The sequence below is a fragment of the Sphingomonas eleionomae genome, assembly GCF_049889035.1.
Taxonomy (GTDB): Bacteria; Pseudomonadota; Alphaproteobacteria; order Sphingomonadales; family Sphingomonadaceae; genus Sphingomonas.
Map to the genome: position 1 here is coordinate 238,600 of NZ_JBLTWP010000002.1, position 25,358 is coordinate 263,957.

Here is a 25,358-nt window from a genome sequence, read left to right on the forward strand (position 1 = left end):
AAGAACGATTTCGCGCCGGGTCACTGTGTCCCGCCACCCCTGGTACCAAGGTCCAGGCCGATATTTCCGTCCAGCTTCAGGCCATCGGCGGCAAAATTCTGAGTCGCCACCACTTCGTTGCAGCGCTGAAGAACGATGGCGCGCGCGACCTTGTTGCGCTGTAGCGCCAAGCGGCGGACGCCAACCGCGCTGATTCCCGTCTCGAACACAGCACTCACGCTGTTTCCATCCAGGATAATGTCCGCCTGTTGATTACCGATCGCGATACCGCACGATCCGCGCGATGCCGCCCGGCCATTCAGATTGTTGTTTGCGATCAGAATGTTAGTCACCTCCGGCTGGTAGCCGAGCGGGACGCAGTCGATCGCCCGTCCCGACGGCCCGATGACGTTGATCCAGTTGTTAGCGAAGGTGAAGCCGCCATCAGCAGTCACCATCTCAAGACCCTTCTGGCCGCAGGCGTCAAGATCGCAGTGCACGACCCCCCCAAACAGTGCACTTCGCCAGACGATGGCCTTGTCGAAGCCGTAGACCATCGTGCGCGCAACCTGAACATCCTCCGCGCGGGCGCCCGAACTGTCGTCGCCGACCTGGATGCCAATCGACAGGCCCCTGCCACGAAGCTGGCCGCCATGAGTCAGTCGGCAGTCGTCGATCAAGATCTTGACGTTCTGGCCGGTGAACTGGAACCCGCGCCAGATTTGATGCATCGTCACTGTACGGAACGTCGCGTGCCACAGGCCGCGGCTGGCGACGCCGGTACCGAAAAAGGCAAGGAACAACCGCTCGAACACCGGTCCCTGGCACCGCTTGCCGCTCGCCAAGTCCACGACAATTGCGCGGAATCCCTCGCACCCGCGCCCATGCAACATGAAATCGGCGAGCCGCCGCGGCCCAATATCGTCAGCGGCACCAACGACGATGCCGTCAGTACGCTCAACCCTCAGAACCGATGCTGGCCCTGCGCCGCACAGGCCAGTACGCGGCGGCAAGCGTAGCGACGAGAGCGTCCGGTAGTTGCCTGGGGGCAGCAAGACTGTGCCGCCGCCGGCACGCTCCATCTCGTCGAGGGCGGCCTGAATCGCGGGCGCATCGTCCGCGGTTCCGTTGCCAAGAGCCCCCGTCTGGAGCACGTCAATGCTCGATTCGGATAGGCGATAGCCGCGACCTGCAGCATCGACGAACGCCGTGCGCGGATTGCGCGCAACCCAGACACGGTCGACCTGCGGATCTCGTCGATAGCTGGCACCACCGCGTCCTGGCTCGCTATAGCCGCCGGTCACGACGAGGTCGCACATGTCGGGCAGTTGCGTGTCGGCCAACTCGGCGAAAAGCGGGATGAAGGAAACGCTTCCTGGGGAACCCGTCGTTCCGGCAAGGCCGAGGCCTTGGCCCTCCGCCCCGCCCGGTGTCATATTAAGGGCGATGCCGCCGGCAATCAGCTTGCCGAACAGGTCGCGACGACTGGAGGGATTGATCACGCCGTCGAATCCTCCGTCATCGTACCGGCGGCCAGCCGAGAAGAGACTGTTCCGAATAGTTGCGATCCAGCCGGTTGCGGAACCGCGTCTCAACCCTGGTTGAGACGCGGTTGTTGATCCGCGCCATGGGCTGAATGCCGGCGCCATTTGCAATGTCGGCGCGTGTCTGGCGCTGGCCTATCTGGCCGGCGTCGGTCACGGGCGCCTGCCGCGCGGCCGTGTCGATCACCGGCGCAGGCGGCGCTTCCGTCTGCGGAGCCAGCTGCGCTGCGAGCGGGGTGGAGGCGAGCAGCATCGCAGCCGCAATCGTCAGTCGTGGCCCGAAGAACGCGCGCGTCATGGCCTGTCGCCTGCAGGGCGAAGCGCCAACCGATCCAGACGTCCCGCCGTCCCGCCGACATTCGACGTCGGACGCAGCACAAGGCGAAGGATCTGTGCCGGACAGTCACCGCCGACCGTCAGGTCTCCGCCGAAGCCGATTGCGCGACCGCTTACATTCGGCACGTCGACCCTGCCGAGCTCGCGGCCGCTGGTGCATACCAATTGCCAATATGGGAGCGCGTCGTCGGACTGCTCCATATCAGAGACCTCGCCTTCAAGGCGATAGCGACCCGGCGGCAAGAACTGGACCTGCTGAAGGATAGGACCGCCGACGACAGGCGGGGCGGCAAACTGTACGCCCCCCCCTCCGATGTCCACGCTGACCCCGGCTTCATTCAGAATAGGCACCCAGTCGAACGGCGCGCGAATGTCTGATCGGATCTCGAACGACGGGTCGCGAGAGATGCGGCGGTCGACGCCTGGCCTTAGCCAGCGATAATAATTCCAAGCGAGGTCATAGGCGCCAGACCCGACCAGGGCGTTGACGACGCTGATCCGAGCCATTTCGGGCACGGGAATGCCGCGCCGCGCAGCGCGTTCGAAGAAGCGGGCGCTGTCGGCAGGGGCGGTACCGGCGGCGCCGACATGGCCAAGAAAGCCTTCACGCCATGGCGGCCGCGTGCGTAGGAGGTCGAGCAAGCCGGTCGCGATCTCGGGCTCGGCGATCGCCTCGGTTAGGATTGGGTACAGAAGTTCAGGCGCCGAGGGCTCGGTACGCAGCGCGATGTCGTAATGACGGAGCGCGCCGGGCACGTCGCCCCGCGATACCGCATCTTCGATCAGCCAGATCCGGGTGCCAAGCTCGCGCCGGGACAGCGCATCCGAATGGACGAACAGGCGCCGCGCCGCGGGGGTATCGCCCGCGATATCCACACCGATTGCAAGCGCGGTCAGCGCCTTAACCGAGAGCGGTTCGGCGGCCAGCGCCCGACCGGCGAGCCGGTCGGCGCGCTGGCGATCGGTGCGCTGGCGGATGGCCTGCTCACTGACAGCAAGTTTCTGCGCCAGGGTACCTGCAACGCGGCCGTCGTTCGGCGACAGTGCGAACGCCCGCTCGGGATCACTCTTGACCAACGCATAAGCAAGCGTCTGCGTCGTCGAGACATAGCCCAGCGCAAGGGCCGCAACCGCCAGCCCGCCGCGCACAGCCCATTCGCGCGAACTACGCGCAGAGGTTGGACGTCGCGCGGGACGCCGGGTCATGACGGTGCGATCAGACCTTGTCGCGACCATAACCATAACCGTATTCATAGCCATAATTGGCTTTGCGCGCCTCGAACTTGGTCAGGACGCCGCCCAGGATGTGCGCGTTGGCCGAGAGTAGACGCTGGAGAGCTGTCTTGACGATGCTCGAACGAATCCCATGAGATTCCACCGCATAGATGACACCCTCCACCCGGCTGGCGATCAGCGGGGCGTCTGCCAGACCCATCACCGGAGGGCTATCGATCACGACATGGTCGTAGCTTTCAAGCAGTCGGGTAATCAGCAGCTGTAGGCGGTGGCCAGTCAAGAGTTCGGCAGCATTAGGCGGGATCGGACCCGCTGACATCGCGGTTAGGCCGAGGTCTTGCATCTCGAACGTCAATTTCGCGATTTCGTCCTGCCCAGCCAAGAAGTTGGACAATCCGCGATCGTGATCGACGCCGCCCAAATGGTGGACCGAAGGCGAGCGCATGTCGCCGTCGACAAGGATGACCTTCTTGTGCGCACGCGCAAGCATTGTCGCTAGCGCAAGCGCAGTGGTCGATTTGCCCTCGGCGGGGCGCGTCGAAGTGACGGCAAGAGATCGCGGCACGCCGTGTTCGGTCGTGAATCCGAGGCTTGCCTGAATCGCCAGATAGGCATCCACCAGATCAGACTTACGATCCAGTAGCGCGTCGCGCGGGGCGACGCCCTCCACCTTCGGCACCGAGCCGAGCAGCGGCAGACCGAGCCGGCGTTCGACTTCGCTTGGGTCAGCGATCGCCTCGTCCATCTGCTCGAACGCGAACGCAAGACCAGCACCGATACCGAGCCCGGCGAGCAGCGCAAGAGCAAGGTTGAGCAACAGACGCGGACTGGACGGTTCCTGCGGCACATCCGCCGGATCGACAATGGCGATATTGTTCACGCCGACGCCGCCCGCGACTCCGATCTCCTTGAAGCGCTGGAGTAGGCCGTCATACAGGGCGCGGTTGGTGTCCACTTCCTGCTGGTAGATATTGTACTGGATACTACGTCTGCGCAGATCGAGGTAACTCGACTTCAGCCCCTCGACCCGCTGGCGAAGCGCCGTTTCGCGCTCAGCGGCCTGTCGGTATTCCGCCTGAACCGATCCCGAAACACGGCTTTCCTCGCGCGCGATCGACCGGTCGAGCTGATCGATCTGCGACTGGAGCGCGCGTGCCGGCGGATAGTCCGGCTCGAACTGCACCATAAGCTTCTGGTAATCGGCGGCCGCCTCCGCGCGGCGTTGGCGAAGCATGTTTATCGCCTGGTTGCGCAGCGCCTCTGCCGATGAGCCAGCGCGGCCCGCCTCGCGGAAGCGGGCTTCGGCCTCGATCCGGTCAGCAGTCGCCTGGCTCAACGCGGTGTTGAGTGAGGCGAGTTCATCGGCGACGATCGATCGCTCGACAGTCTGGTTCTCGCCCGAGCCCTGCGCGGGCAAGTTAATGATCCGCTGCTGCTCGGCATAGGTGACGAGCTGCCGCTGCGATTCGTCGAGGCGTTCCTTGGCCTGTCCAAGCTCGCGCTGGAGCAGGTTGCGCCCGTACGACGTCGCTTGGATCTTGCGCTCCAGATTCGTCTGAATGAAGTTTTCAGCCCAGGCGTTTGCAACTTTCTGCGAGAAGCCGGCATCTGCGGACGTGAAGTTAATCGCGACGAGCCGCGAAAGGCGCGTCGGTTCGACGCCGACGTTCTCCAGCAACACCTCGCCAGCGATGCGCTGGCGTTCACCCCGGCCGGCAGAAGTGTAACGGCCGTTGGCCTGGGCGAAAGCGGGCTCGTCCTGATCGACGTTGAACCGCTCGAAGAACGCCTTGTCATCGACAACACGGAGCTGCGTCGCAACGCGCTCAGCAAGCACGCGCGAGCGGAGCAGACCGTATTGCGTCTCGTAAAACTCCTGGTCAGTGACGCTCGTCTCGCGCTCCATTCCCTCGAAATTGGTGACCTGCTTCGATTCACGCGCGATCTCGATCGTAGCAGTAGCGGTGAACTTCGGCGTCATCAGGAGCGTAATGATGAGGCCAAGCACGACGCATGCGACAACGGCCCCAATGATAACGTAGCGCCAGCGCATCGCCATGCGCAGATATTGGCGGATCACGGGCATCGAATCACCGGGCGTGACGACAGCTGGCAGGTTGGGCGTACCCGCCGGGACGACTGGCCGTAGCGGCGGACTAACGAGATTCATCGGAATGGCCTTACTGCAGCACGGCGATCAGCGGTGCGGCGAGCACCGGCGACAGCGATACGAAGTCACGGAACAGGCGACGCTGTGGCGAATCACCGACAATGATGACGTCATTGGCGTAGACCGGCGGGTCGTCATAGGCACCGCGGCGGATCGCCGAGATGTCATAGAGCCCTGCCATCCGCTTGTCGCCGACGGTGCGCAGGATCACGACCTCTTCCTGCTTGGCGAATTCGGTAAGCCCCTTGGCCGAGGCGACGACGCGCATCAGAGTCATCTGATTGGTAACGGGATAGAGGCCAGGCTCAACCACCGAACCGTCGATCGTCACAACCTGGCTGACCGAACTCTTGATGTTTACCGTTACCTCCGGATCGCGAACATATTTCGCTTTGAGCGCGTTCTCGATCTTTGTTGCCAGCTCCTCGGCCGTCGTGCCGCGTGCATCGATCGTGCCGGCAAGCGGCATTGCAACGCGGCCGCTGGCATCGACCTGCATCTCGCGGTCGAGATCGGGAATCCCGAAAACGGTTACCTCGATGGTGTCAAGCGGACCGATTAGGGCAGGTCGGTCGGCGGCGGTCAGATCGCCGCGGCCCGGCGGTGGCAGCACTTTGCTTCCCTCGACGACAGTCAGGCTACCGCTCGACTGGACCGGCTCGGGCGAGCCGCAACCGGCCGCCATGAGTGCTAAGCATAGGGGAAGAAAAGAAAAGCGCATGCGCGTGGATGTTCCGCCGGAGAAAAGGGAGGCAGGCCGCCCTATAGCTTTACGATTCAGGCGGGTAAAGCCACGTGCGCCGCAGTTGGCCGCGCGCGCGATAGCCAGACGCCGGCAATGACGACGACCGCCATGATCGTCGGGGTGCGCGCCGGATAGTCCGTTAAGCTGGCGACCAGCACCAGAAAGATTATTGCCGAGCCCAGTCGGCCGAGTGCTACCGCTTCGCTGGCAGGGGCGCGCCACGCGCGCACCGTGGCGAACAGCCACCATAGGAACCCTGCCACCAGAAGCGCAACGCCGGCAAGCCCGCCATCAAGCGCGACGCCGAGAAAGTCGTTATGCGCCTGATTGAAATAGGTAAACTTGAGAAGCTCAAACGGTTCGTGGATCCGAAAAACGGGATCGAATCCGCCGAATCCCGAGCCGAAAGGCATGTAATGAGCGATCATCGCGAGCACGGTCGGACGCGCGCGAGTGCGCATGTCCTCGCTGCTTTCAAGCGCGATCAGTCGCGTGATCGCATCGGCCCGGTCAGCGGCGAAGCTCAATGCGACCACCCCGGCGATCACCAGCACCGAGGCGCCGACCAGCGCGGGCAGCACCCAGCGCGGCGCGCCGCGCAGCCGCCGACGCAGCTGTTGCCCGACAAGTGCAAGCGCGAGCGCCAGGGAAAGAGCGCCGAGAAGCATGCCGCTGCGCGATCCGGTTGCCAGGATCGTCAGCACGACAAGGAGCACAAAGCCTGCGCAAAGCGGCCCACGCCACCGAAGCGCATCGCGGTCGGCAAAAGCCCACACCGGCGCGGCCAGACAACCGACCGCCAAGAACAGCGCAAAGTGGTTGCGGTTGGCAAAGATGCTGCTGACAGCACCCGGCGTATCGTTCAGGAACGGGCTGTTGAACCCTGCGCCCGAGAACTGGACCAGCCCCAAGAGCACCGCAGCAAGGATCATCGCCATTAGGATCGTCGGCAGCCAACGGAGCACTCGCTCGTTGGCCTGTGTCAGCACCACAAACATTGTCACCGGCACGATGAGCGAACCAAGTGCATTGCGCGTCGCAGCCGGTGTCATCGTCCAAGGGCGCCATGGCACTGGTTCGCCGGGAATGAGCAGGATGTCGCGGCCGGGCAACGCCTGCCACCATGCAGGGGGCAAAGGAATAAGTTGGATCAGCGGCAGCGCGATGGCGGCAACCAGCAGCAACAGCACCGGCTTCAGTCCGGTCAGCGCTGGCCGCGGGCCAGCCATGATCGCGGCAATCAGGATTGCCCAGCATCCCGCGCGCACCACGACCTGACCCATCACATCCGCGCGAGAGGCTCCGCCCGCAACCCAGAGCAGTGTCAGCAGCCCGATTGTGAAGATAAGTGGCAGATCAGGCCGGAAAGAGGATCGGCGAGCGGAATGCGAGTAAGTCATTGGCGTGTGTTAGTCGATCGACGCCGATTCCAAAACAGCTTGCGGCCGATCGGTGCATCGAGACGAGGTCGACGGAAACTTCTGGACCAAGGGAAGGGGACGAGACGGTGAAAATCAAGCCCGCGAGATAGCTATCAAAAATCGCCGCCCGTGCGATGCGGTCAAATCGCCCATCCGCTGCTGCAACCAGGCCAGTTGCCCGACTCCTGGTCATCCAGGTTCGTGGTTCTCGCTGGTTTGGATCCGGTCGCTTGGCCTTGGCAACGCTCACCCAGGGGCGTGCCATCATTTCGTATTGGTCGCGAAGCTAAAGGTCGGTGAGATATGGAATGGACAGGTCGATGCTTGTCGTACTCAAACCGCGTTTAGCAGGATGGCGAAATGGGGCGACAAAAGTCCATATATTCGGCGAACATTGCGTCACCCTATCTACCGATCGTCCTCAAATTTTGGATATGGTTCCATTTCAGGAATTATATCTCCCAAGACGCGTCCACCCTATACGATAGCAGCAAATGCAATATGCTCCCGCTTCATTATTTATTGATTAGAATTTTTCTATATCGAAATATGTTTGTGACATTTGACTTTCGATTACTGTTAATCGATTGATTTGTAATCAGCAATCTTATTGGTAGCAGCGTTCCTTTCGGAACTATTGTTCTTGCCAACTCAACTGTCACAGCCTGCCACGGCACGCGCCGCCCGCTATGCCTTGGGCAGCATCATTTCGAATCGTGCGCCTTTCCCCGAATGCGCCGACAGCCGGATCGATCCGCCTGCCGCGCGCAGGAGGGAGGCGGCGATGGTCAGGCCCATGCCGGTGCCGCCGCTGGACCGGCGGGTGGTGTAGAAGGGTTCGAAAATCCGGTCCGACTCAGCAGGGCTGATGCCCGGACCGTCATCCTGAACCGACAGACACAGCATATCGCCATCGTCCCGCTGATCGATGTTTACACGGCCCGCGCCTGCCTGGCGGGCATTGTCGATCAGGGTGGTCAGCACCGCCTCGATGCTTTCGGGCGGCACCCGTACCGCCACGGCGCGGGCCATCGGAACGGCTTCCACCAAAAACCCTTCCACGCAATTGGCGTCGGCGATCCGGCGGACGACGGCCATGGGGTCGGGCGTCGGCTGGTTGCCCGACTGGCTCATGTCCGCGCGGGCAAGGTCGAGCAGCCGGGATACGAGTTGCGAAAGGCGGGCGGCATCCGCCTTGATGTTGCCCAGAAAACGCTGCCGTTCCCCGGCGGTCATGCTGTTGCCGTGATCCTCGAACAATTCCACTGCGCCTGAGATCCCGGCCAGCGGCGTCTTGAACTCGTGGCTGACCGCTGCGGCGAAATCGCGCAGATAGCGCGAGCGGCGGTCGATCGCGTCGGCCATGATCCGGAAATTGTCGAACAGGTCGCGGATCTCGACCGCCGCCGTTACCGGTGGTTCCGGCACCACGCCGCGGCCGAGCGCAACCTGCCGCGTGGTTTGCGCCAGCTGGTCGATCGGCCGGGCGATGCCCCGCGACAACAGCACGGTCAGGCCGACCAGCGTGACAAAGATCAGCCCGATGCCGAGCAGGATCTTGCCCCGGTCCTCGTACAGGCCGCGGAACAGCGCGCGTGGCGAGCGGGACAGCAGCAGCGCGCCGACCACCTGCCCGTTGACGCGGATCGGGCGGACATGATGGATGCGCAGCGACGATGCGCGGCTGAGCCATTCAAAGGCGTAACGCTGGCTATAGGCGCCGTTCTTGCGCAGCACGGTGCGCACCTGCCCGGCAAGTGCCGACCGCACTTCCGGCACGGCGGCATAGCTGCCCCCCGCCTGATAGCCGATCAGGATGCGGCCATTGGCATCGACGACCTGGATCGAGGCAAGGGTGGTGCGGCGCGTCCCGTCGAGAATTGGGGCAAGCCGCGCGCCCAGCAGGGCGGCATCGGGGGGCAAGGGCAGCGGCACCGACCGCGCGGCCGGACGCTCCGGCAAAATCGGCGAGGTGCGCAGGTCGATGGTCGAAGCCTCGGGACGGAACGGCGAGCCGGGCACCGGCGGCGCAGGCAGGGCCCCGGGCCACAGGGCCTGTGCCACCGCGCCCAGCGCCGCCCCTTGCGCGATCAACTCTGCCTCTGTCTGCCGGACCAGGGTGTTTTCATAGACGCGCAGGAACAGCGCGCCGACGCCCGGCAGGGCAGCGGTGAACAGCAACGTGCCGAACAGGATGGTGCGCAGCCGAAGCGAAGGCCAATGGCGTTTCAGCCAGCCCTTCAGCCGCTGCTTCACCAATCCGATCAATCCGATCAAGCCGGCCCGCCAAGGCATGGCCCCAGGCAATAGCCAATGCCGGGCCGCGTTTCGACCACGTCCGTCCCGCCCAGCCGGGCGAACTTGGCGCGCAGGTTGCGGATATGGCTGTCGATCGTGCGGTCGGTCACGGCAAAACCCGGGCCGTGGAGCCGGTCGATGATCGCATCGCGGCTGAACACCTTGCCCGGCACCGATGCCAGGGTGCGCAGGATGGTGAATTCGGTCACCGTCAGCTGCACCGGCTGATCGGCCCAGCGGCTCTGCCACCCTTCCAGATCCAGCGACAGGCGGCCATGCGCGGGCATCCGGCCCTGATCCACCGGCACCGGCCTGACGCTGGTCCGGCGCAGGATGGCCATGGCGCGGGCCACCACTTCGCGCGGGGAAAAGGGTTTGACGACATAATCGTCGGCACCAAGCTCGATCCCCAGCACCCGGTCGATCTCGTCATCGCGGGACGACAGGAACAGGATCGGCAAATCGCCCGCAGCGCGCAGCCGCCGACAGGTTTCCAGTCCGTCCAGATGCGGCATGTTGATGTCGAGCACGACCAGATCGACGGGATGCCGGGCGGCCATCTGCAACGCCGCCTCGCCATGTTCGGCCTCCATCGTATCCAGCCCCGCCTTGCCGAACGCAAAGCTGAGCAGTTGCCGGATATGGGGATCATCATCGACGACCAGGATGGTGCGGGGCATGGAACACATGATCACTGCGCCGCCTCCGTCGTCAATGAAGGATTGGCGGGCACCGTGCCGGTCCGGTCATCGGGGGACGGAGCGGATGGCGCGGCGGCGGGCGCATCCGCCGGCTCAACCGTGACGGGAGGCGGATTGGGCGTGCCGTCGCATCCGCGCCCGTTCGGGCCGTCATCGGGCGATGCGCGCAGGCGCAGCCCGCGGGCAAGGGTCATCGCCTTGACCGTTTCGATGCGGCGATGATCGCGCCAGGTCCAGTCGCCCGTGGTCTGGCGGCCCAGCGTCTGGCGCAACAGGCCGCTGCGTACCCAGGCGACGCGATCGAGAAAGACGGGGTCGTGGTTGCGCGCCAGCTCCAGCTCGACCAGCGGGATCAGCGACGCGCTGCCCAGATCATCCAGATAGCACAGGTCAAGTTCGGCGCCCCGCCCGCCCGCTTCGGCCGCATGGCGCACATTCCACGTCGCGGCCATCGCGCCCAGATCGACGAGGCTGCACGTCATCAGCACGGCGGTGGCCACCGCCGCATTGGCATTGACCAGCCAGCGGGCGTCATGGCCGCGCAGCACGCGCCACAGGATCAGCACCAGACCCACCGCAACCAGCGCCATCCAGATCAGGGCCGCGATCCGCAGCCGCGTCAGCGAATAGGCCTCGACATAATCCATCGTCCGCTCGATCGTGGATGCGACGAGGAACAGGTTCTGGCCGGTCCACAGGATGACCAGCCAGCGGACCAGCGGATTGCTTGCCGTCGCCGTGCCCGGACGCAGCGCGACCAGGACGAACAGCCCCGCCAGCAGCGCCGTTGCGATCAGGGGATAGGCCCCGCGATGCGCATATTCGGCCAGCGTCATGCCGTCGGGCAACGGCGCACCGCTCCACAGAAAGGCGATGTCGAGCCCGTTCTGCAGCGCGAACAGCAGGTTGAACGTGACCAGCGCCGTCGTGACCGACCCGGTCGTGAACCCGGGCATTTCAGCTGTCCCCGGCATCCCCTGCTTGGCGGCAGGCAGCGTCCATTTGCGCGGGCGCAGATAACCCCAAACAAAAGTGGCGAGCATCAGCCAGAGGATCGAGCGCGCGATCAGTTCCGCGTCCAGGTCCGGCGGGGTCAGGCGGCCAAGCCAGACCTCGATCACCGGATTGGCCATGGCGAACAGGGCAAGGAACACCGCGCCTCCGATCAGCGGCAGCGGCACCAGCCGCCAGAACGCGGCGCCGGTCAGCGGTCGGCTCCGGCGCCTCAGCCGGATCAGGTCGCGCCATGGCCCGACGATGGCCAGGATGCAGTGCACGACGATCCGGACAATCCAGCGCGATGCACTGTCAAACCCCCGATGCCGCCCGATCAGCACGGCAATCCCCAGCGCCCCGATGAACAGGACAAGGCCCAGCAGGCTTGGCTGATCGGCCAGGATCGCAGCCAGGATCAGCGCGGCCAGCGCCGGGATGATGGCGGCCGCGGATCGGGCAATGCCCGGCCGGAACGACACCGCCGCCAGCGCCAGCGCGCCTGTGAACCAGCCGATGTTCGACCCCAGCCCGCCCCATTGCCAGAACAGCCAGTCGCCCAGCGCCACAAGCAGGATCGCGACCCCGCATCGGACAATGAAACTTCCCTGCCATCGCATCTGCATTCGACCGGCTCCCATGATTGCATGACGGGTCATGGCGGGGCGGGATTGACGGGCGATGGTCGTTCCCGTCCGGTTTCGGCGAAGGCGGCGTGCAGATCCGGTGCAGACCGGATAACCGGTACGCGCCGGGACAGGCGGGTTGCAAATTGCCGGTGTTCGGCCAGACGCCGGGTTGATAGAGGTCGGCCGCCGGCGTGCCGGGTGGATCAATCTCACCCGCACGCAGGACGGCAGAGGGACAGGAGGCATGATGCAGGGCAGGATCATCGGGTTTGGCGAATTGCTGTTGCGGCTGACCCCGCCGGGCAAGCGGCTCATCGTGCAGAGCCAGTCGCTGGACATCGAGGTCGGCGGGGCCGAGGCCAATGTGCTTGCCGGGCTGTCGGCGCTGGGCCACCCGACGGCGATGATCAGCCGGGTGGCGGACAATCCGCTGGGCGATCTTGCCATTGGCACGCTGGCAGCGCGCGGCATCGCCACCGATGCCATCGGCCGGACGGCGGGGCGAATGGGCCTGTATTTCCTGGAACCGGGTCAGGGCGCGCGAGCCAGCGCCATCACCTATGACCGCGCCGGTTCGGCCTTTGCGCTTGCCCAGCCCAGCGATTTTGATTTCGACGCCGCGCTGTCTGGCGCAAAACTGCTGCACCTTTCGGGCATTACGCCGGCGCTGGGCCCGGCGGGCGCGGCTGCCGCGCTGACTGCGGTGCGCAAGGCGCGGGCGGCGGGTGTCGCGGTTAGTTTCGACGGCAATTACCGGGCGCAGCTGTGGCAGGCATGGGACAGCGATCCGCGCAGCGTGCTGACCGAACTGATCGGTCAGGCCGATATCCTGTTCGGCAACCACCGCGACATCTCGCTGATCACCGGGCGCAGCTTTTCCGGCGATGGCGAGGACCGGCGGCGCGAGGCGGCAGAGGCGGCCTTTGCCCTGTGCCCCAACCTCAAGCTGATCGCATCGACCGCACGCCATGTGGTCGATGCCGACACCAACCGGATTGCCGCGCGCATCGACCTGCCCGATGCCGCGCATCAGACCGATGAACAGGCGGTCGGCGGGATCGTCGACCGGATCGGCACCGGCGATGCCTTTGCCGCCGGTTGCCTGCATGCCTGGCTGAACGGCGACGATGCCCGGACGATTTCCGAAACCGGCCTGGCGATGACGGTGCTGAAACACTCGATCCCCGGCGACATGCCGATCATCGCACCGGCGCTGCTGGCCGCATACCGTTCGGGCGAGCGCGACGTGCGGCGGTAAGGACCACCTGCGCGCGGCGGGCGGGGTCAGACCCGCTCGTCGATCGGCAGCGTCGGTTCCTCATTGCGCGGGATGCGGGAAAACAGCGCCCGATCCTCTGGCCCAAAGGCAAAGCGCCACAGGATCACGCCATAGACGATCAGCATCACTGGAATGCCGATCGTCAGCTCCGCCCATTCCGGCAGCTGCGTCATCGCCGATCCGACCAGCGATGTCGCCAGCACGGCCCAGACGAACGCCCAGCGCAGCGGCGATACCGGCGCCTTGAGCAGCTGGGCGAGCAGCCAGCCCTTGACCGCCGAGCCCAGCATCAGCGTGACGGCCAGCGCAACGGCGGGGCCAGCCGCCTGCCACGCCTCCGGCCAGCCCAGCCGGCGCATGATGGCAACCAGGGCAAAGCTGAGCGCGACCTGCACCGACAGGATCAGGATCGACACCATCAGGTTGCGGTGACGCGCGACATAGACAAGGCCGCTTTCGGCGACCGCGCCGGGGCTGGCCAGCACCTCTGCCCATAGGAGGAAGCACAGCGCGCCCGCGCCGACCACGAATTGCGGACCGATCACGCCCATCACCCCTTCGGCCGGGATGGAGCCGATCAGCGCCAGCGCAGCCTGCGCCGCCATGATCCAGAAACCGACCTGCCGGATCTGGGCCGCCACCGCCGCCCGGTCATCCCGTTTCAGCGCCTGCGTCACCACCGGGCCAAGCACGGGATCGAAACTGGTCTTCAGCTTTTGCGGGAGCGAGGCGACCTGTTGCGCCATGTAATAGACGCCCACGACCGCAGGACCGAACAACAGGCCCAGGATGAAGCGGTCGACATTGCGTGTCGCCCATTCGATCGTGTCGGCCCCGGCCAGCGGCATGTTACGTCGGGCCAGCGCGAACATCGGCGTCGGATGCGGCACCCAGCCGCGCGGCAGGCCATAGCTTTTGAGGAACGGCACCAGCGCCGCGACCAGCGTTGCCAACGTCGCCAGCACATAGGACAGGATCAGGCCATCGCGGGAGGAAGCGTAATAAAGGACAAAGGCGGCGATGGAGATCGTCCATGGCTCGACAATCGCCCGCGCGGTCACCGTCGCCTTGACATTGTGGCGATAGGCCAGCGCCGCCAGCGCAATGTCGGTGCCGGCAATGGCAAAGACGACAAAGGGCAACAGGCGTTCAAAGCCGATCACGCGGCTGTTGGGATACATGGCCTGCGGAAAGGCGATGAGCAGCGCACTGGCGATCAGCGACGCGATCAGTGCGACGATCAGCGCATCCCAGACGACATGGGTGTGCGGGCGGCTGGTGGTGCTCAATGCCTGGGCAAGGCCGCGCTTGAGGCCCAGCGTCGCGACCAGCGCCGCAAATTCCACCACCAGTACGGCAACCGCAAACCGGCCGACAATTTCCGGCCCGTAAAACCGGCCCGCGATGAACAGGAAGGGCAGCCGCGCGAGCAGACGCAGGGCAAAGCCCATCACATTGGTCCGCCCGCCCTTGGCCAGCGCGGCGATTTCTTCGTTGGCGGCGCTCATCGCATTGGGCTCAATGCGCCGCGCCCCAGCTGTCGCCGACGCCGATTTCGACGCCCAGCGGCACGGTCAGCGTCACCGCCGGTTCGGCCGCCGTCGCCATGACCCGTTCGATCACCGGCCGGGCGGCATCGACGTCGCCGGCTGGCAGTTCGAACACCAGTTCGTCATGCACCTGCATCAGCATCCGTACGTTCGGCAGCCCCGCCTCGGCCAGCGCCGGTCCCATCCGGATCATCGCGCGTTTGATAATATCGGCGCTCGTCCCCTGAATGGGCGCGTTGATCGCGGCGCGCTCCGAACCGGCGCGTTCATTCTGATTGGGCGATTTCAGGCGCGGGAAATGGGTTTTCCGACCGAACAGCGTCTCCGTGTAGCCCGTTTCCTTGGCCATCATCATCGTGTCGGCGATATAGCGGCTGATCCCCGGAAACCGGTCGAAATAGCGGTCGATCATCGACTGCGCCTCATCCGGCGTCACATCCAGCCGCCCGGCCAGACCCCAGCGGGAAATGCCGTAGAGGATGGCGAAGTTGATCGTCTTGGCCCGGCCGCGCGTGTCGCGATTGACCTCTCCGAACAATTCCATCGCCGTCCGGTTGTGAATATCCTCTCCGGCGGCGAACGCCTCGCGCAGGGCAGGCACATCGGCAATGTGCGCGGCCAGCCGCAATTCGATCTGCGAATAGTCGGCGGCCAGGATGACATTGCCCGGTTCCGCCACGAACGCGTCGCGGATCTGGCGGCCGGTTTCGGTACGGATCGGGATATTCTGCAGGTTGGGGTCCGTGGACGACAGGCGCCCTGTCTGAGCGCCGGTCAGGGAATAGCTGGTGTGCACCCGGCCCGTGCTGGCGTTAACCTGTTGCTGCAACGCATCGGTATAGGTGGATTTCAGCTTGGACAGCTGTCGCCAGTCGAGCACCAGCCGGGCGACCTCTGCCCCCGGCGTGTCCTTCATCGCGGCGATGCGTTCAAGCTCGGTGACGTCGGTGGAATAGGTGCCCGTCTTGCCCTTGCGCCCGCCCTTGAGGCCAAGCCGGTCGAACAGCACCTCGCCCAGCTGTTTCGGGCTGCCGATGGCAAAGGGACCACCGGCTGCCTCATGGATCCGCGCCTCCAGCGCCACCATCTGCTCGCCAAATTCGTGGCTGAGCCGGGACAGGCGGGCGCTATCCACCTTGACCCCCGCCATTTCCATGCCGGCGAGAACCTGGACAAGGCCGCGATCGACACATTCATAGACGCGCGTGCCGCCCTCGAACGCCAGGCGCGGCTTGAAGGCACGCCACAGCCGCAGTGTCACCTCCGCATCCTCGGCAGCATAGGCGGTGGCGCTGGCCAGGTCGATTTCGCCAAAGCTTTTCTGCGCCTTGCCGGTGCCAACGACTTCCTTGAACGCAATGCACTGATGGCCAAGATGGTCCATCGCCAGCTCGTCCATGCCATGACCGGGGCGGCGACCGGCATCCAGCGCAAAGCTCATCACGATGGTGTCGTCATAGGGGCTGACCGTCATGCCGTGCCGGGCCAGCACGATCAGGTCGTATTTCAGATTGTGCCCCACCTTGAGCACGCCGGGATCGGCCAGCAGCGGGCCGAGCCGTTCGACCACCTGGGCCAGCGCAAGCTGATCAGGCCGGTCGGACAACAGGTCATGGCCGCGATGGGCAAGCGGAATGTAGCAGCCATTGCCCGGCGCGGTGGACAGGCTGATCCCGACCAGCTCGGCAGCCATGCAGTCCAGCGCCGAGGTTTCGGTATCGACCGCAACCACGCCGATATGGCGCGCATCCGCAACCCAGCGGTCGAGCGCATCGATCGTCGTCACGGTTTCGTACCGCGACCGGTCGATGGGCGGATCGGACGGGGCGACCGGCATTGCCGGCTGAGGCGCAGCCTGGACGCCGGCGGCGGGGGCTGCACCCGCATCCGCCCCGCCGCCAGCCGCCGGGGCCAGCTTGGCCAGCAGCGATCGAAAGCCGTGATGCTCAAGGAAACTGCGCAGCGGTGCTTCGGGAATGCCGTTCAGTGCCATGTCGTCCAGCGGCTCGGGCAGCGGCACATCCTCGGCCAGGGCGACCAGCTTGCGCGACAGGCGCGCCATGTCGGCATGTTCGATCAGATTGTCGCGCAGCTTGCCCGGCTTCATCGACGGCGCGGCGGCCAGCACGCCCTCCACATCGCCATGTTCCAGGATCAGCTTGGCCGCCGTTTTCGGCCCCACGCCGGGAACGCCGGGCACATTGTCCACGCTGTCGCCCATCAGCGCCAGCACCTCGCCCAGCTTTTCGGGACCGACGCCGAATTTTTCGACCACCGCCTCCGGCCCCATGCGCCGGTCCTTCATGGTGTCGAGCATATCGACGCCGGGATGATCGAGCAGCTGCATCAGATCCTTGTCGGAGCTGACGATCGTCACCTGCCACCCCCGCGCGGTCGCGGCGCGGGCATAGCTGGCGATCAGGTCGTCCGCCTCCCACCCCGCCTCTTCGATGCAAGGCAGGCTGAACGCGCGGGTCGCATCGCGGATCATCGGGAATTGCGGCCGCAAATCCTCTGGCGCGGGGGGACGATGCGCCTTGTACTGATCGTACAATGCGTTGCGGAACGTCGTTTCCGACTTATCCAGGATCACCGCCAGATGGGTGGGTCCATCCGCATCGTTCAGGTCCTTGGCCAGTTTCCACAACATGGTGGTATAGCCATAGACCGCGCCCGCCGGCTCGCCATGCTGGTTCGTCAGCTTGGGCAGCACGTGATAGGCGCGGAAGATGAAGCTCGATCCGTCGACCAGATACAGATGGTTCGCCATGGCGGCGGCTTAGCAGCGGCGGACGGGGATGGCGAGCGGCTGCGACGTCAGCCAAGCGGCGCGGCGTGGCTGGCGACGATGGCCTGCACCACCGCCTGCATCAGCGCCTGTCGTTCGCGGATCGGGCGGCGGGTGTCGCCGATCAGCACGGCAAGGCCATAGCTGCGCCCGTCCGGCGCGATCAGGATGCCGACATCGTTATAGCCGGCCGTCCGGCCCATCAGATCCTGGCCCGTGCCGGTCTTGTGTCCGAACCGCCAGCCGACGGGCACGCCGCCGCGCAGCCGTTCCTTGCCGGTCCGCGATCCTTCCATCAGGCCCATCAGATGCGCCGTCGATCCTTCGGACAGCAATTCGCCCTTGTGCAGGCGCACCAGCGCATGAGCGATCGCACTGGCCGCCGCGCCGTCCATCGGATTGGCGACATAGGCATCGAATGCCTTTTGCCGGGTGACCAGCGGCAGATTGGCCCGCGCCGTATAGAATGCCCGCCCGGCATATTCCTGACGCCAGGCAAGGCCAGCGGTCTGGGATTGCAGCAATCGTTCGCCCGGGCCGAACTTGATCGATCCAAGCCCCTTTTGCGCGACCATCCGGCGCACCGCTTCGGGGCCGCCGACATAATTGAGCAGCCGGTCATTGGCGGTATTGTCGCTGGACATCATGGCCCGGGCGAGCAGGTCGCGCACCGTGGTGCGATAGCCGTCCCCCCTGACCAGCGCCGATACCGGCGAATGGAACAGCGTAATATCCTCTGGCCGGACGGTAATCGGATCGTCCAGCGTCAACCGACCCTGATCGCGCAGGTCCATCAGCGTGATGGCGACCCACAGCTTGCTGACGCTTTGCTGCGGCATGGGCACATCGCCATTGAACGCCGTCGACCAACGCTGATCGGTGCTGACCACGGCAATGCCCAGCTTGCCGCCGAAATCGCGGCCCAGCCGGTCGATCGTCGCCGACAGGGCGGCGGGCGCGACGGGCGGCGGGGGCGGCGCGGGCCGCCGCACGGGCATGGGCGGCGGGGTGTAAACCGGGCGGACGGGCGGCTGCACTGTCCGTTGTGCAGTCGTCCGGGCCTGAGCCTGCGGCACGCCAATGGCGGGTCGCACGGATGCTTGCGGACTGGACGGCGCGACACAGCCGACCAGCAGCAGCGCGAGCGCGCCGATGCTCGACAGCGGATGTTGCCGTGGATCCCGCTCCGTCCCGATCATGCCCCGATGCTCATGGCAGGATTCATGACATCAGCAGGCTGAACAGCCCAACAACAACCACGCCCGGATGCGATGGACTGTTGCAGTGCGGCGATGAACCGAATCCCGTTACGGAACCAGCACGGTGTCCAGCGCCTGTGGCAGCAGGTCGGGATAATCCAGCGTATAGTGGAGGCCCCGGCTTTCCTTGCGATGCAGCGCCGAGCGGACGATCAAATCGGCCGATTGCAACAGGTTGCGCAGCTCGATCAGGTCGGGCGTGACGCGGAAATGGCCGTAATAATCCTCCACCTCCTCGGTCAGCAGCTTGATGCGGTGGGCGGCGCGCTCCAGCCTTTTGGTGGTCCGCACGATGCCGACATAATTCCACATGAACCGGCGGATCTCGGTCCAGTTCTGCTTGATGATCACTTCCTCGTCGCTGTCCGTCACCCGGCTTTCGTCCCAGGGGCGGATGGCGGGCACCGGGCGGAATTCGTCCCAGTTGGCATCGATATGCCTGGCCGCAGCCTCGCCGAACACGAAACATTCGAGCAGGCTGTTGCTGGCCAGCCGGTTCGCGCCGTGCAGGCCGGACTGCGTCACCTCGCCCGCGGCATACAGGCCGGGCAGGTCGGTGCGCCCGTCGCGGTCGATCACCACCCCGCCACAGGTATAATGCTGGGCCGGCACCACCGGGATCGGATTGACCGTCATGTCGATGCCCAGCGTCAGCAGCTTGGCATGAATGGTCGGGAAATGCTCCTTCACGAAATCCGGGCCGCGATGGCTGATGTCCAGATGGACGTAATCCAGGCCCAGCCGCTTGATCTCATGATCGATCGCGCGGGCCACGACGTCGCGGGGCGCAAGTTCCAGCCGGGGATCGAAATCCGGCATGAACCGGTATCCGGTGTCGGGGATCAGCAGATGCCCGCCCTCGCCCCGCACCGCCTCGGTGATCAGGAAATTCTTGACGTCTAGGTTGAACAGGCAGGTCGGGTGGAACTGCATGAATTCCATGTTCGACACGCGCGCGCCCGCCCGCCAGGCCATGGCGATGCCGTCGCCCGTGGCGCCGCGTGGCGCCGTACTGAACTGATAGGTTCTGCCCGCCCCGCCCGTCGCCAGCACAGTCGCCCGCGCGGTGAACAGCTCCACCCGGCCGGTGGCGCGGTTGAGCGCATAGACGCCCCAGACCTGCCCCGCGCCGGAGTAGCGGGTTTCGTGGCGGCTGGTCGCCAGGTCGATGACCACCATGTCGGGCACCAACGTAATGTTGCGGTGCGCGCGCGCCGCGTTCAGCAGCGCCTCCTGCACCGCCCATCCGGTCGCGTCGTTGACATGGACGATGCGCCGGTGGCTGTGGCCCCCTTCGCGCGTCAGGTGAAGCGTGTTGCCGTCCATGTTGAACGGAACGCCCAGCTCCTCCAGCCGCCGGATGGCCGCTGGCGCGCCCTCGACCACGAACTCGACGGTCGCCCGGTCATTCAGGCCGGCGCCCGCGACCATCGTATCCTCGATATGGCTTTCGAAGGTGTCGCCTTCCTCCAGCACCGCCGCGATGCCGCCCTGCGCCCAGGCCGTCGACCCTTCGGCCAGCCCGCCCTTGGCCAGCACGGTGACGCGGAACCGGTCGGCCAGGTTGAGCGCGGCCGTCAGCCCGGCGGCGCCGGAACCGATGACCAGGATGTCTGCGCTATGGGGATCGTTGGACAAGCGGAACTCCCTTTTCCCCGCGCTATGGGCAAGCGCCGGAAAGTTCAACCTTTCGGTTGCAGGCAGAGCGGCCTAGGCTTTGTCCCATGCGGTATCTGTTCGCGTTGCTCATCGCCCTTGGCTGGCTTGTCTCCCCCGCCGCTGCGCAGGATTGCCGCCTGCCCGACCCCGGCACCACCGGCCGCGTGCCCATCGGCCAGACCGGGCGGTCGGCATGGATCCATCGTCCCGCGGACCATGAACGGGGTCGCCTGCCCGTGCTGTTCGCCCTGCATGGCAGCGGCGGATCGGGATCGGCCATCCTGAAGGAATCGGGATTGGCAGATACCAGCGACCGGCACGGATTTCTGCTGATCGCGCCCGATGGCGGCATCGCGGCGGGCGGGGGTTTCGTCTGGAACATTCCCGGCGTGCCGACCGTGACCGGGGCCATGCCCACGGCACAGGATGCCGACGATGTCGCGTTTATCGGCGCCGCGATCAACTGGCTGGCGGCAAGAGGCTGCATCGATCGGCAGCGTGTCTATGCCACCGGCTTTTCGGGCGGTGGCCGGATGACCTCATGGCTCGGCTGCGTGGCGTCGGATCGCATCGCGGCGATCGCCCCGGTGGTCGGCCTTCGTGCGGGCAACCCGCGCAGCGATGGTTCCGGCTTTCCCGATCCGGCAACCTGTGCGCCGGATCGCCCGGTACCCGTCATCGCCTTTGCCGGGGATGCCGATACGGTGAACCCGGTGGCGGGCGGCGGTGCGGGTTATTGGCAATATGGCATGGCGCGGGCGATGGCCCGATGGGCCGACATCAATGGTTGTCGCACGATGCTGGCCGCGCGCGAGGCAGCCCCCGGCATCATCGAACAGGGATATGGCGACTGCCGGGACGGGGCGCGCGTGATCGGCTGGGTCACGCGGGGCGCGGGCCATGTCTGGACGCCGGACAATGACGCGCTGTGGGCGTTCCTGTCCCGCCATCGGCGTCGATAGCGCCGGCCGAGGTTAGCCGTCAGGCCGCCGCCGTCAGGTTCAGGAACACGTCCTCCAGATCCGCCTCGCGCGTACTGACATCGACGATGCCGTATCCGGCCGCCTGCACCGCGCCCAGCACGTCGCCGGCATTCGCCTGATCCTTGCGATAGGTGATGTCGAGGATACGGTCGCCCTTTCGCTCGATCTTCTGGAAACACGGCGCCTGGGGCAGGGTGGCCAGATCGCGGTCCACCGTCACCTCGACCAGCTTTTCCTGAGCCATGCCGACCAGCGCGCGGGTCGGTTCATTGGCGATCAGCCGGCCGTGATTGATGATGGCGATGCGGTCGCACAGCTGCTCCGCTTCTTCCAGATAGTGCGTCGTCAGCACGATGGTGACGCCGCGCTGGTTGAGGCCGCGCACATAATCCCACAATTGCTGGCGCAGCTGAATGTCCACGCCCGCCGTCGGTTCGTCCAGCACCAGCACGGGCGGTGAATGCACCATCGCCTTGGCCACCATCAGCCGCCGCTTCATGCCGCCCGACAAGGTGCGGGAATAGGCATTGGCCTTGTCCTCCAGCCCCATGGCGCGCAACAGCTCCATCGTCCGCCGATCGCCCTTGGCCACGCCGAACAGGCCGGCCTGGATTTCCAGCGTTTCGGCAGGCGTGAAAAAGGGGTCGAAGATAATCTCCTGATTGACAATGCCGATCGACGCCTTGGCATTGCGCGGGTGCCGGTCGATGTCGAAGCCCCAGATTTCGGCCGTGCCGCCAGTCTTGTTCACCAGACCTGCCAGAATGTTGATCAGCGTCGATTTGCCCGCGCCGTTCGGCCCCAGCAAGCCAAAGATCTGGCCCCGCGGGACGTCAAAGGTCACACCGTCAAGCGCGCGCTTGCCGCCCTTGTACGTCTTGGCCAGGCTGTCGATGCGGATCGCGGCGTCGGTCATGTGCCGCGATGTGCGGCGCATGGCGCGCCAGTGCAAGCCCCGCCGTCCCGCCAGCGCTTGCGAACCCGGCAATTTCGGTTCAGCCACGGACCGGACATTCCGTCCCGTGTCGGAGAAAATGAATGATCGCCGGATTTGCGCTCGCTGCCCTGATGGTCGTGTCCGCTCAGGCAGAGGCAGAGGCAGAGCGCGCCGATACGACCTGTGCCGTGGCGCTGATGAAGATGATCGATATCGTGGAACCCGATGCGCAAGGCGGGTTCCAAACCGCCGGGATGTATTTCGTCGGCAAGCTTCATGCCCGCTGCGGGGCCGACACCAAGCAGCGGTTCGAACAAATCGACGCCGAAATGACCGCAGAACAGGCACGGGAGGCCAGCGTCGGCTGCAGCAGGCGCATGGAAGCCGAGGTCAAGGCGCTGTTCGAATGAAGCGGGCCGGTTACGCGGGCGATTGCAGCAGTCCCGGTGCGCTGCTAATCGGCGTATCATGATGACGCCGCCGACCATCACCCGCACCTCGACCGTCCGCGTTTCCTGTGACGGTGCCTATGACGGTATTCCCGCCGCGCTGGGCCATCCGCGCGTGTTCCTGGAAATCGACGAGCATGGCTATGTCGATTGCGGCTATTGCGACCGGCGCTTCATCCTGATCGGCGGACCGGCGGATGGCGTCGATCCGGCCACCCTGCTCGACATCGCGTCTGGCGCCAGCGCCTGAGGGCCCTATATTCGGTGGCATGACGATTGCCGCTGCCGATCCCCGCTCGTTTCTCTATGGCCATGGGCTTGAACCCGACGAGGCACGATCGCTGACCGAGCGCCTGCTGTCCGGGGCCGAGGATGGCGAGCTGTACCTGCAATATCGAAAGACCGAGGCGTTCGGATTCGATGACGGGCGGCTGAAAACGGCAAGCTACAACACCGATGCTGGGTTCGGCCTGCGCGCGGTGTCGGGCGAACAGACCGCGTTTGCCCATGCCAGCGAGATCAGCGCCGCCGCCATTGCGCGCGCGGGCGACACGCTGGCCCTGATCGATCCGGCCACGGGGCCGAAGGCATTGGCCCCGCGCGGCAATAACCGGCACCTCTATACCGATGCCGATCCGATCGACCTTGTCCCCTTCGATGTGAAGGTGAACCTGTGTCAGACGATCGATGCGGCCGCCCGCGCGCGCGACCCGCGCGTGGTGCAGGTGTCAGTATCGCTGACCGGCGCGTGGAGCGTGGTCGAGATCGTCCGGCCCGACGGCTTTGTCGCCACCGATATCCGGCCGCTGACCCGGCTCAACGTCTCGATCGTGGTGGAACAGCATGGCCGGCGCGAATCCGGCAGTTTCGGCATTGGCGGGCGCGAGCTTTACGACCGGCTGATCGCGCCGGAAACGTGGAACCGCGCGATTGACGAGGCGCTGGCCCAAGCACTGGTCAATCTGGAGGCGGTTGATGCGCCCGCGGGCGAGATGACCGTGCTGCTCGGTCCCGGCTGGCCCGGCGTGCTGCTGCACGAGGCGGTCGGCCACGGGCTGGAGGGCGATTTCAACCGCAAGGGCACCAGCGCCTTTTCGGGCCGCATCGGCACCCGCGTCGCCGCACCGGGCGTCACGGTGGTGGACGACGGATCGATCGGCGGGCGGCGCGGGTCACTGTCCATCGATGACGAAGGCACGCCGACGCAGGAAAATATCCTGATCGAGGACGGAATCCTGCGCGGTTATATTCAGGACCGGATGAACGCCCGGCTGATGGGTGTCGCGCCCACCGGCAATGGCCGGCGCGAAAGTTTCGCCCATGCGCCGATGCCGCGCATGACCAACACCTTCATGCGGGGCGGCAACGACGATCCGGCGGAACTGCTGTCGCGGGTCAAGCGCGGCATTTTCGCTAAATCATTCGGTGGCGGACAGGTGGATATCGTGTCCGGCAAATTCGTGTTCAGCTGTACCGAGGCGTACCGGATCGAGGACGGCCGGCTGGGCGCCCCGATCAAGGGGGCGACGCTGATCGGCGACGGACCCAGCTGCCTGACCAAGGTGCGCGGTATCGGCAATGACTTCGCCCTGGACGAAGGGATCGGCATGTGTGGCAAGGGCGGACAAAGCGTGCCCGCCGGCGTCGGTCAGCCGACCCTGCTGGTCGAGGGGCTGACGGTGGGCGGAACCGCCGTCTGATGGCGCTGGCAGAGCTTGGCCGATTTGACCGGGTGGAGGCGCATCTGATCGTCGGCATGCTGGAATCGCACGGCATCGGCGCGGTGGCATTTGACGGGGATTCCAGCATTGCCGATGGCAGCTTCCTGCTGATCCCCGTGCGCGTCATGGTGGACGATGACGATCTGGACGCCGCACGCGCGCTGATGAACGACGCTGCCTGACATTCAGGCTGCCTGATTTTTAGGCACAGCGTCGCTTCTGCACAAATTTTTACCGCTTCGTAACATTTCCTGTCACGAAACTGCCGAAAAACGCTGGAACGCCCCTTTGGCACGGTGATTGCATCAATGCCCCCGGAACAATCGCAAAGGGGGCGCAATGAAACTAGTCATCGCCATCATCAAGCCGTTCAAGCTTGATGAAGTCCGCGAAGCCCTGACCGAACTGGGGGTGACGGGCATGACCGTTACCGAGGTCAAGGGATTCGGTCGGCAAAAGGGCCAGACCGAAATCTATCGCGGCGCCGAATACAGCACGAACATGGTGCCCAAGCTGAAGGTCGAGGTTGCGTGCGCATCCGACCTGGCGGGCCGCGTCGTCGAGGCCGTTCAGGCCGCGGCCAACACCGGCGCCATCGGCGATGGCAAGATCTTCGTTCTCGACCTGGGTCAGGCCGTGCGGATCCGCACCGGCGAGACCGACGAGACCGCGCTGTGAGCA

Annotated in this window: 21 protein-coding genes; 7 read left to right on the forward strand and 14 right to left on the reverse strand. The window is 65.3% G+C overall.

Going from position 1 to position 25,358, the window contains the following annotated elements; genetic code table 11:
* Window positions 1–20: 20 nt before the first annotated feature.
* The 9 genes from ACNI3Q_RS05325 to ACNI3Q_RS05365 all read right to left on the reverse strand — a co-directional run bounded on the left by ACNI3Q_RS05325 (window position 21) and on the right by ACNI3Q_RS05365 (window position 12,049).
* Window positions 21–1,481 carry a glycosyl hydrolase family 28-related protein gene (locus tag ACNI3Q_RS05325; RefSeq protein ID WP_426274627.1) on the reverse strand — a complete coding sequence of 487 codons (1,461 nt, stop codon included), beginning with the start codon at window positions 1,479–1,481 and terminating at the stop codon, window positions 21–23.
* A 16-nt stretch (window positions 1,482–1,497) separates the two neighbouring features.
* The gene (locus ACNI3Q_RS05330; RefSeq protein WP_426274629.1) at window positions 1,498–1,821 is read right to left on the reverse strand and encodes a hypothetical protein; all 324 of its coding nucleotides are present in this window, start codon (window positions 1,819–1,821) and stop codon (window positions 1,498–1,500) included.
* Window positions 1,818–3,065, reverse strand: a complete 1,248-nt coding sequence (locus ACNI3Q_RS05335) for a tetratricopeptide repeat protein (protein ID WP_426274631.1) — start codon at window positions 3,063–3,065, stop codon at window positions 1,818–1,820. The genes ACNI3Q_RS05330 and ACNI3Q_RS05335 overlap by 4 nt, the downstream gene beginning before the upstream one ends.
* A 10-nt stretch (window positions 3,066–3,075) precedes the next feature.
* Complete coding sequence (locus ACNI3Q_RS05340) at window positions 3,076–5,265, reverse strand: GumC family protein (RefSeq protein WP_426274633.1); 2,190 nt, start codon at window positions 5,263–5,265, stop codon at window positions 3,076–3,078.
* Between the two features lie 10 nt (window positions 5,266–5,275).
* Window positions 5,276–5,950: a polysaccharide biosynthesis/export family protein gene (locus ACNI3Q_RS05345; RefSeq protein ID WP_426274635.1), complete on the reverse strand. Its 675-nt coding sequence runs from the start codon at window positions 5,948–5,950 to the stop codon at window positions 5,276–5,278.
* A 92-nt stretch (window positions 5,951–6,042) separates the two neighbouring features.
* On the reverse strand, window positions 6,043–7,194 hold the full coding sequence (locus ACNI3Q_RS05350) for an O-antigen ligase family protein (protein ID WP_426274637.1): 1,152 nt from the start codon (window positions 7,192–7,194) through the stop codon (window positions 6,043–6,045).
* Window positions 7,195–8,118: 924 nt separating this feature from the next.
* Window positions 8,119–9,708: a sensor histidine kinase gene (locus tag ACNI3Q_RS05355; RefSeq protein ID WP_426274639.1), complete on the reverse strand. Its 1,590-nt coding sequence runs from the start codon at window positions 9,706–9,708 to the stop codon at window positions 8,119–8,121.
* Window positions 9,705–10,409 (reverse strand): response regulator transcription factor, encoded by a 705-nt coding sequence (locus ACNI3Q_RS05360; RefSeq protein WP_426274641.1) that lies wholly within the window; start codon window positions 10,407–10,409, stop codon window positions 9,705–9,707. The genes ACNI3Q_RS05355 and ACNI3Q_RS05360 overlap by 4 nt, the downstream gene beginning before the upstream one ends.
* 11 nt (window positions 10,410–10,420) lie before the next feature.
* Window positions 10,421–12,049: a DUF4153 domain-containing protein gene (locus ACNI3Q_RS05365; protein ID WP_426274643.1), complete on the reverse strand. Its 1,629-nt coding sequence runs from the start codon at window positions 12,047–12,049 to the stop codon at window positions 10,421–10,423.
* Window positions 12,050–12,299: 250 nt separating this feature from the next.
* Here ACNI3Q_RS05365 and ACNI3Q_RS05370 point away from each other — a divergent pair, with 250 nt between their 5' ends.
* Complete coding sequence (locus ACNI3Q_RS05370; RefSeq protein ID WP_426275621.1) at window positions 12,300–13,310, forward strand: sugar kinase; 1,011 nt, start codon at window positions 12,300–12,302, stop codon at window positions 13,308–13,310.
* Between the two features lie 26 nt (window positions 13,311–13,336).
* On the opposite strand, the gene ACNI3Q_RS05375 is transcribed toward ACNI3Q_RS05370, so the two are convergent.
* The 4 genes from ACNI3Q_RS05375 to nadB all read right to left on the reverse strand — a co-directional run bounded on the left by ACNI3Q_RS05375 (window position 13,337) and on the right by nadB (window position 20,566).
* Window positions 13,337–14,839: a lipopolysaccharide biosynthesis protein gene (locus ACNI3Q_RS05375; protein ID WP_426274645.1), complete on the reverse strand. Its 1,503-nt coding sequence runs from the start codon at window positions 14,837–14,839 to the stop codon at window positions 13,337–13,339.
* Window positions 14,840–14,849: 10 nt separating this feature from the next.
* Window positions 14,850–17,651: a DNA polymerase I gene (gene polA, locus ACNI3Q_RS05380; RefSeq protein ID WP_426274647.1), complete on the reverse strand. Its 2,802-nt coding sequence runs from the start codon at window positions 17,649–17,651 to the stop codon at window positions 14,850–14,852.
* A gap of 47 nt (window positions 17,652–17,698) precedes the next feature.
* Window positions 17,699–18,868: a serine hydrolase gene (locus tag ACNI3Q_RS05385; RefSeq protein ID WP_426274649.1), complete on the reverse strand. Its 1,170-nt coding sequence runs from the start codon at window positions 18,866–18,868 to the stop codon at window positions 17,699–17,701.
* Window positions 18,869–18,976: 108 nt separating this feature from the next.
* Window positions 18,977–20,566, reverse strand: a complete 1,590-nt coding sequence (nadB, locus tag ACNI3Q_RS05390) for an L-aspartate oxidase (RefSeq protein WP_426274651.1) — start codon at window positions 20,564–20,566, stop codon at window positions 18,977–18,979.
* A gap of 86 nt (window positions 20,567–20,652) precedes the next feature.
* Between nadB and ACNI3Q_RS05395 the strand changes: the two genes are divergently transcribed.
* Window positions 20,653–21,549 carry a CE1 family esterase gene (locus ACNI3Q_RS05395; protein WP_426274653.1) on the forward strand — a complete coding sequence of 299 codons (897 nt, stop codon included), beginning with the start codon at window positions 20,653–20,655 and terminating at the stop codon, window positions 21,547–21,549.
* A 19-nt stretch (window positions 21,550–21,568) separates the two neighbouring features.
* Here ACNI3Q_RS05395 and ACNI3Q_RS05400 read toward each other — a convergent pair whose 3' ends face one another.
* Window positions 21,569–22,486, reverse strand: coding sequence for an ABC transporter ATP-binding protein (locus tag ACNI3Q_RS05400; RefSeq protein ID WP_426274655.1), 918 nt, complete (start codon window positions 22,484–22,486; stop codon window positions 21,569–21,571).
* A gap of 122 nt (window positions 22,487–22,608) precedes the next feature.
* Between ACNI3Q_RS05400 and ACNI3Q_RS05405 the strand changes: the two genes are divergently transcribed.
* From ACNI3Q_RS05405 to ACNI3Q_RS05425, 5 genes are all read left to right on the forward strand, one after another.
* Window positions 22,609–22,917 carry a hypothetical protein gene (locus tag ACNI3Q_RS05405; RefSeq protein ID WP_426274657.1) on the forward strand — a complete coding sequence of 103 codons (309 nt, stop codon included), beginning with the start codon at window positions 22,609–22,611 and terminating at the stop codon, window positions 22,915–22,917.
* Window positions 22,918–22,975: 58 nt separating this feature from the next.
* Window positions 22,976–23,206: a zinc-finger domain-containing protein gene (locus ACNI3Q_RS05410; protein WP_426274659.1), complete on the forward strand. Its 231-nt coding sequence runs from the start codon at window positions 22,976–22,978 to the stop codon at window positions 23,204–23,206.
* Window positions 23,207–23,225: 19 nt separating this feature from the next.
* Entirely contained in the window at window positions 23,226–24,656 is a 1,431-nt protein-coding gene (gene tldD, locus ACNI3Q_RS05415) for a metalloprotease TldD (protein ID WP_426274661.1), read from the forward strand.
* Window positions 24,656–24,859 carry a putative signal transducing protein gene (locus ACNI3Q_RS05420; protein WP_426274663.1) on the forward strand — a complete coding sequence of 68 codons (204 nt, stop codon included), beginning with the start codon at window positions 24,656–24,658 and terminating at the stop codon, window positions 24,857–24,859. Before tldD ends, ACNI3Q_RS05420 begins: the two co-directional genes overlap by 1 nt.
* A gap of 157 nt (window positions 24,860–25,016) precedes the next feature.
* Complete coding sequence (locus ACNI3Q_RS05425; protein WP_260020700.1) at window positions 25,017–25,355, forward strand: P-II family nitrogen regulator; 339 nt, start codon at window positions 25,017–25,019, stop codon at window positions 25,353–25,355.
* Window positions 25,356–25,358 lie beyond the last annotated feature (3 nt).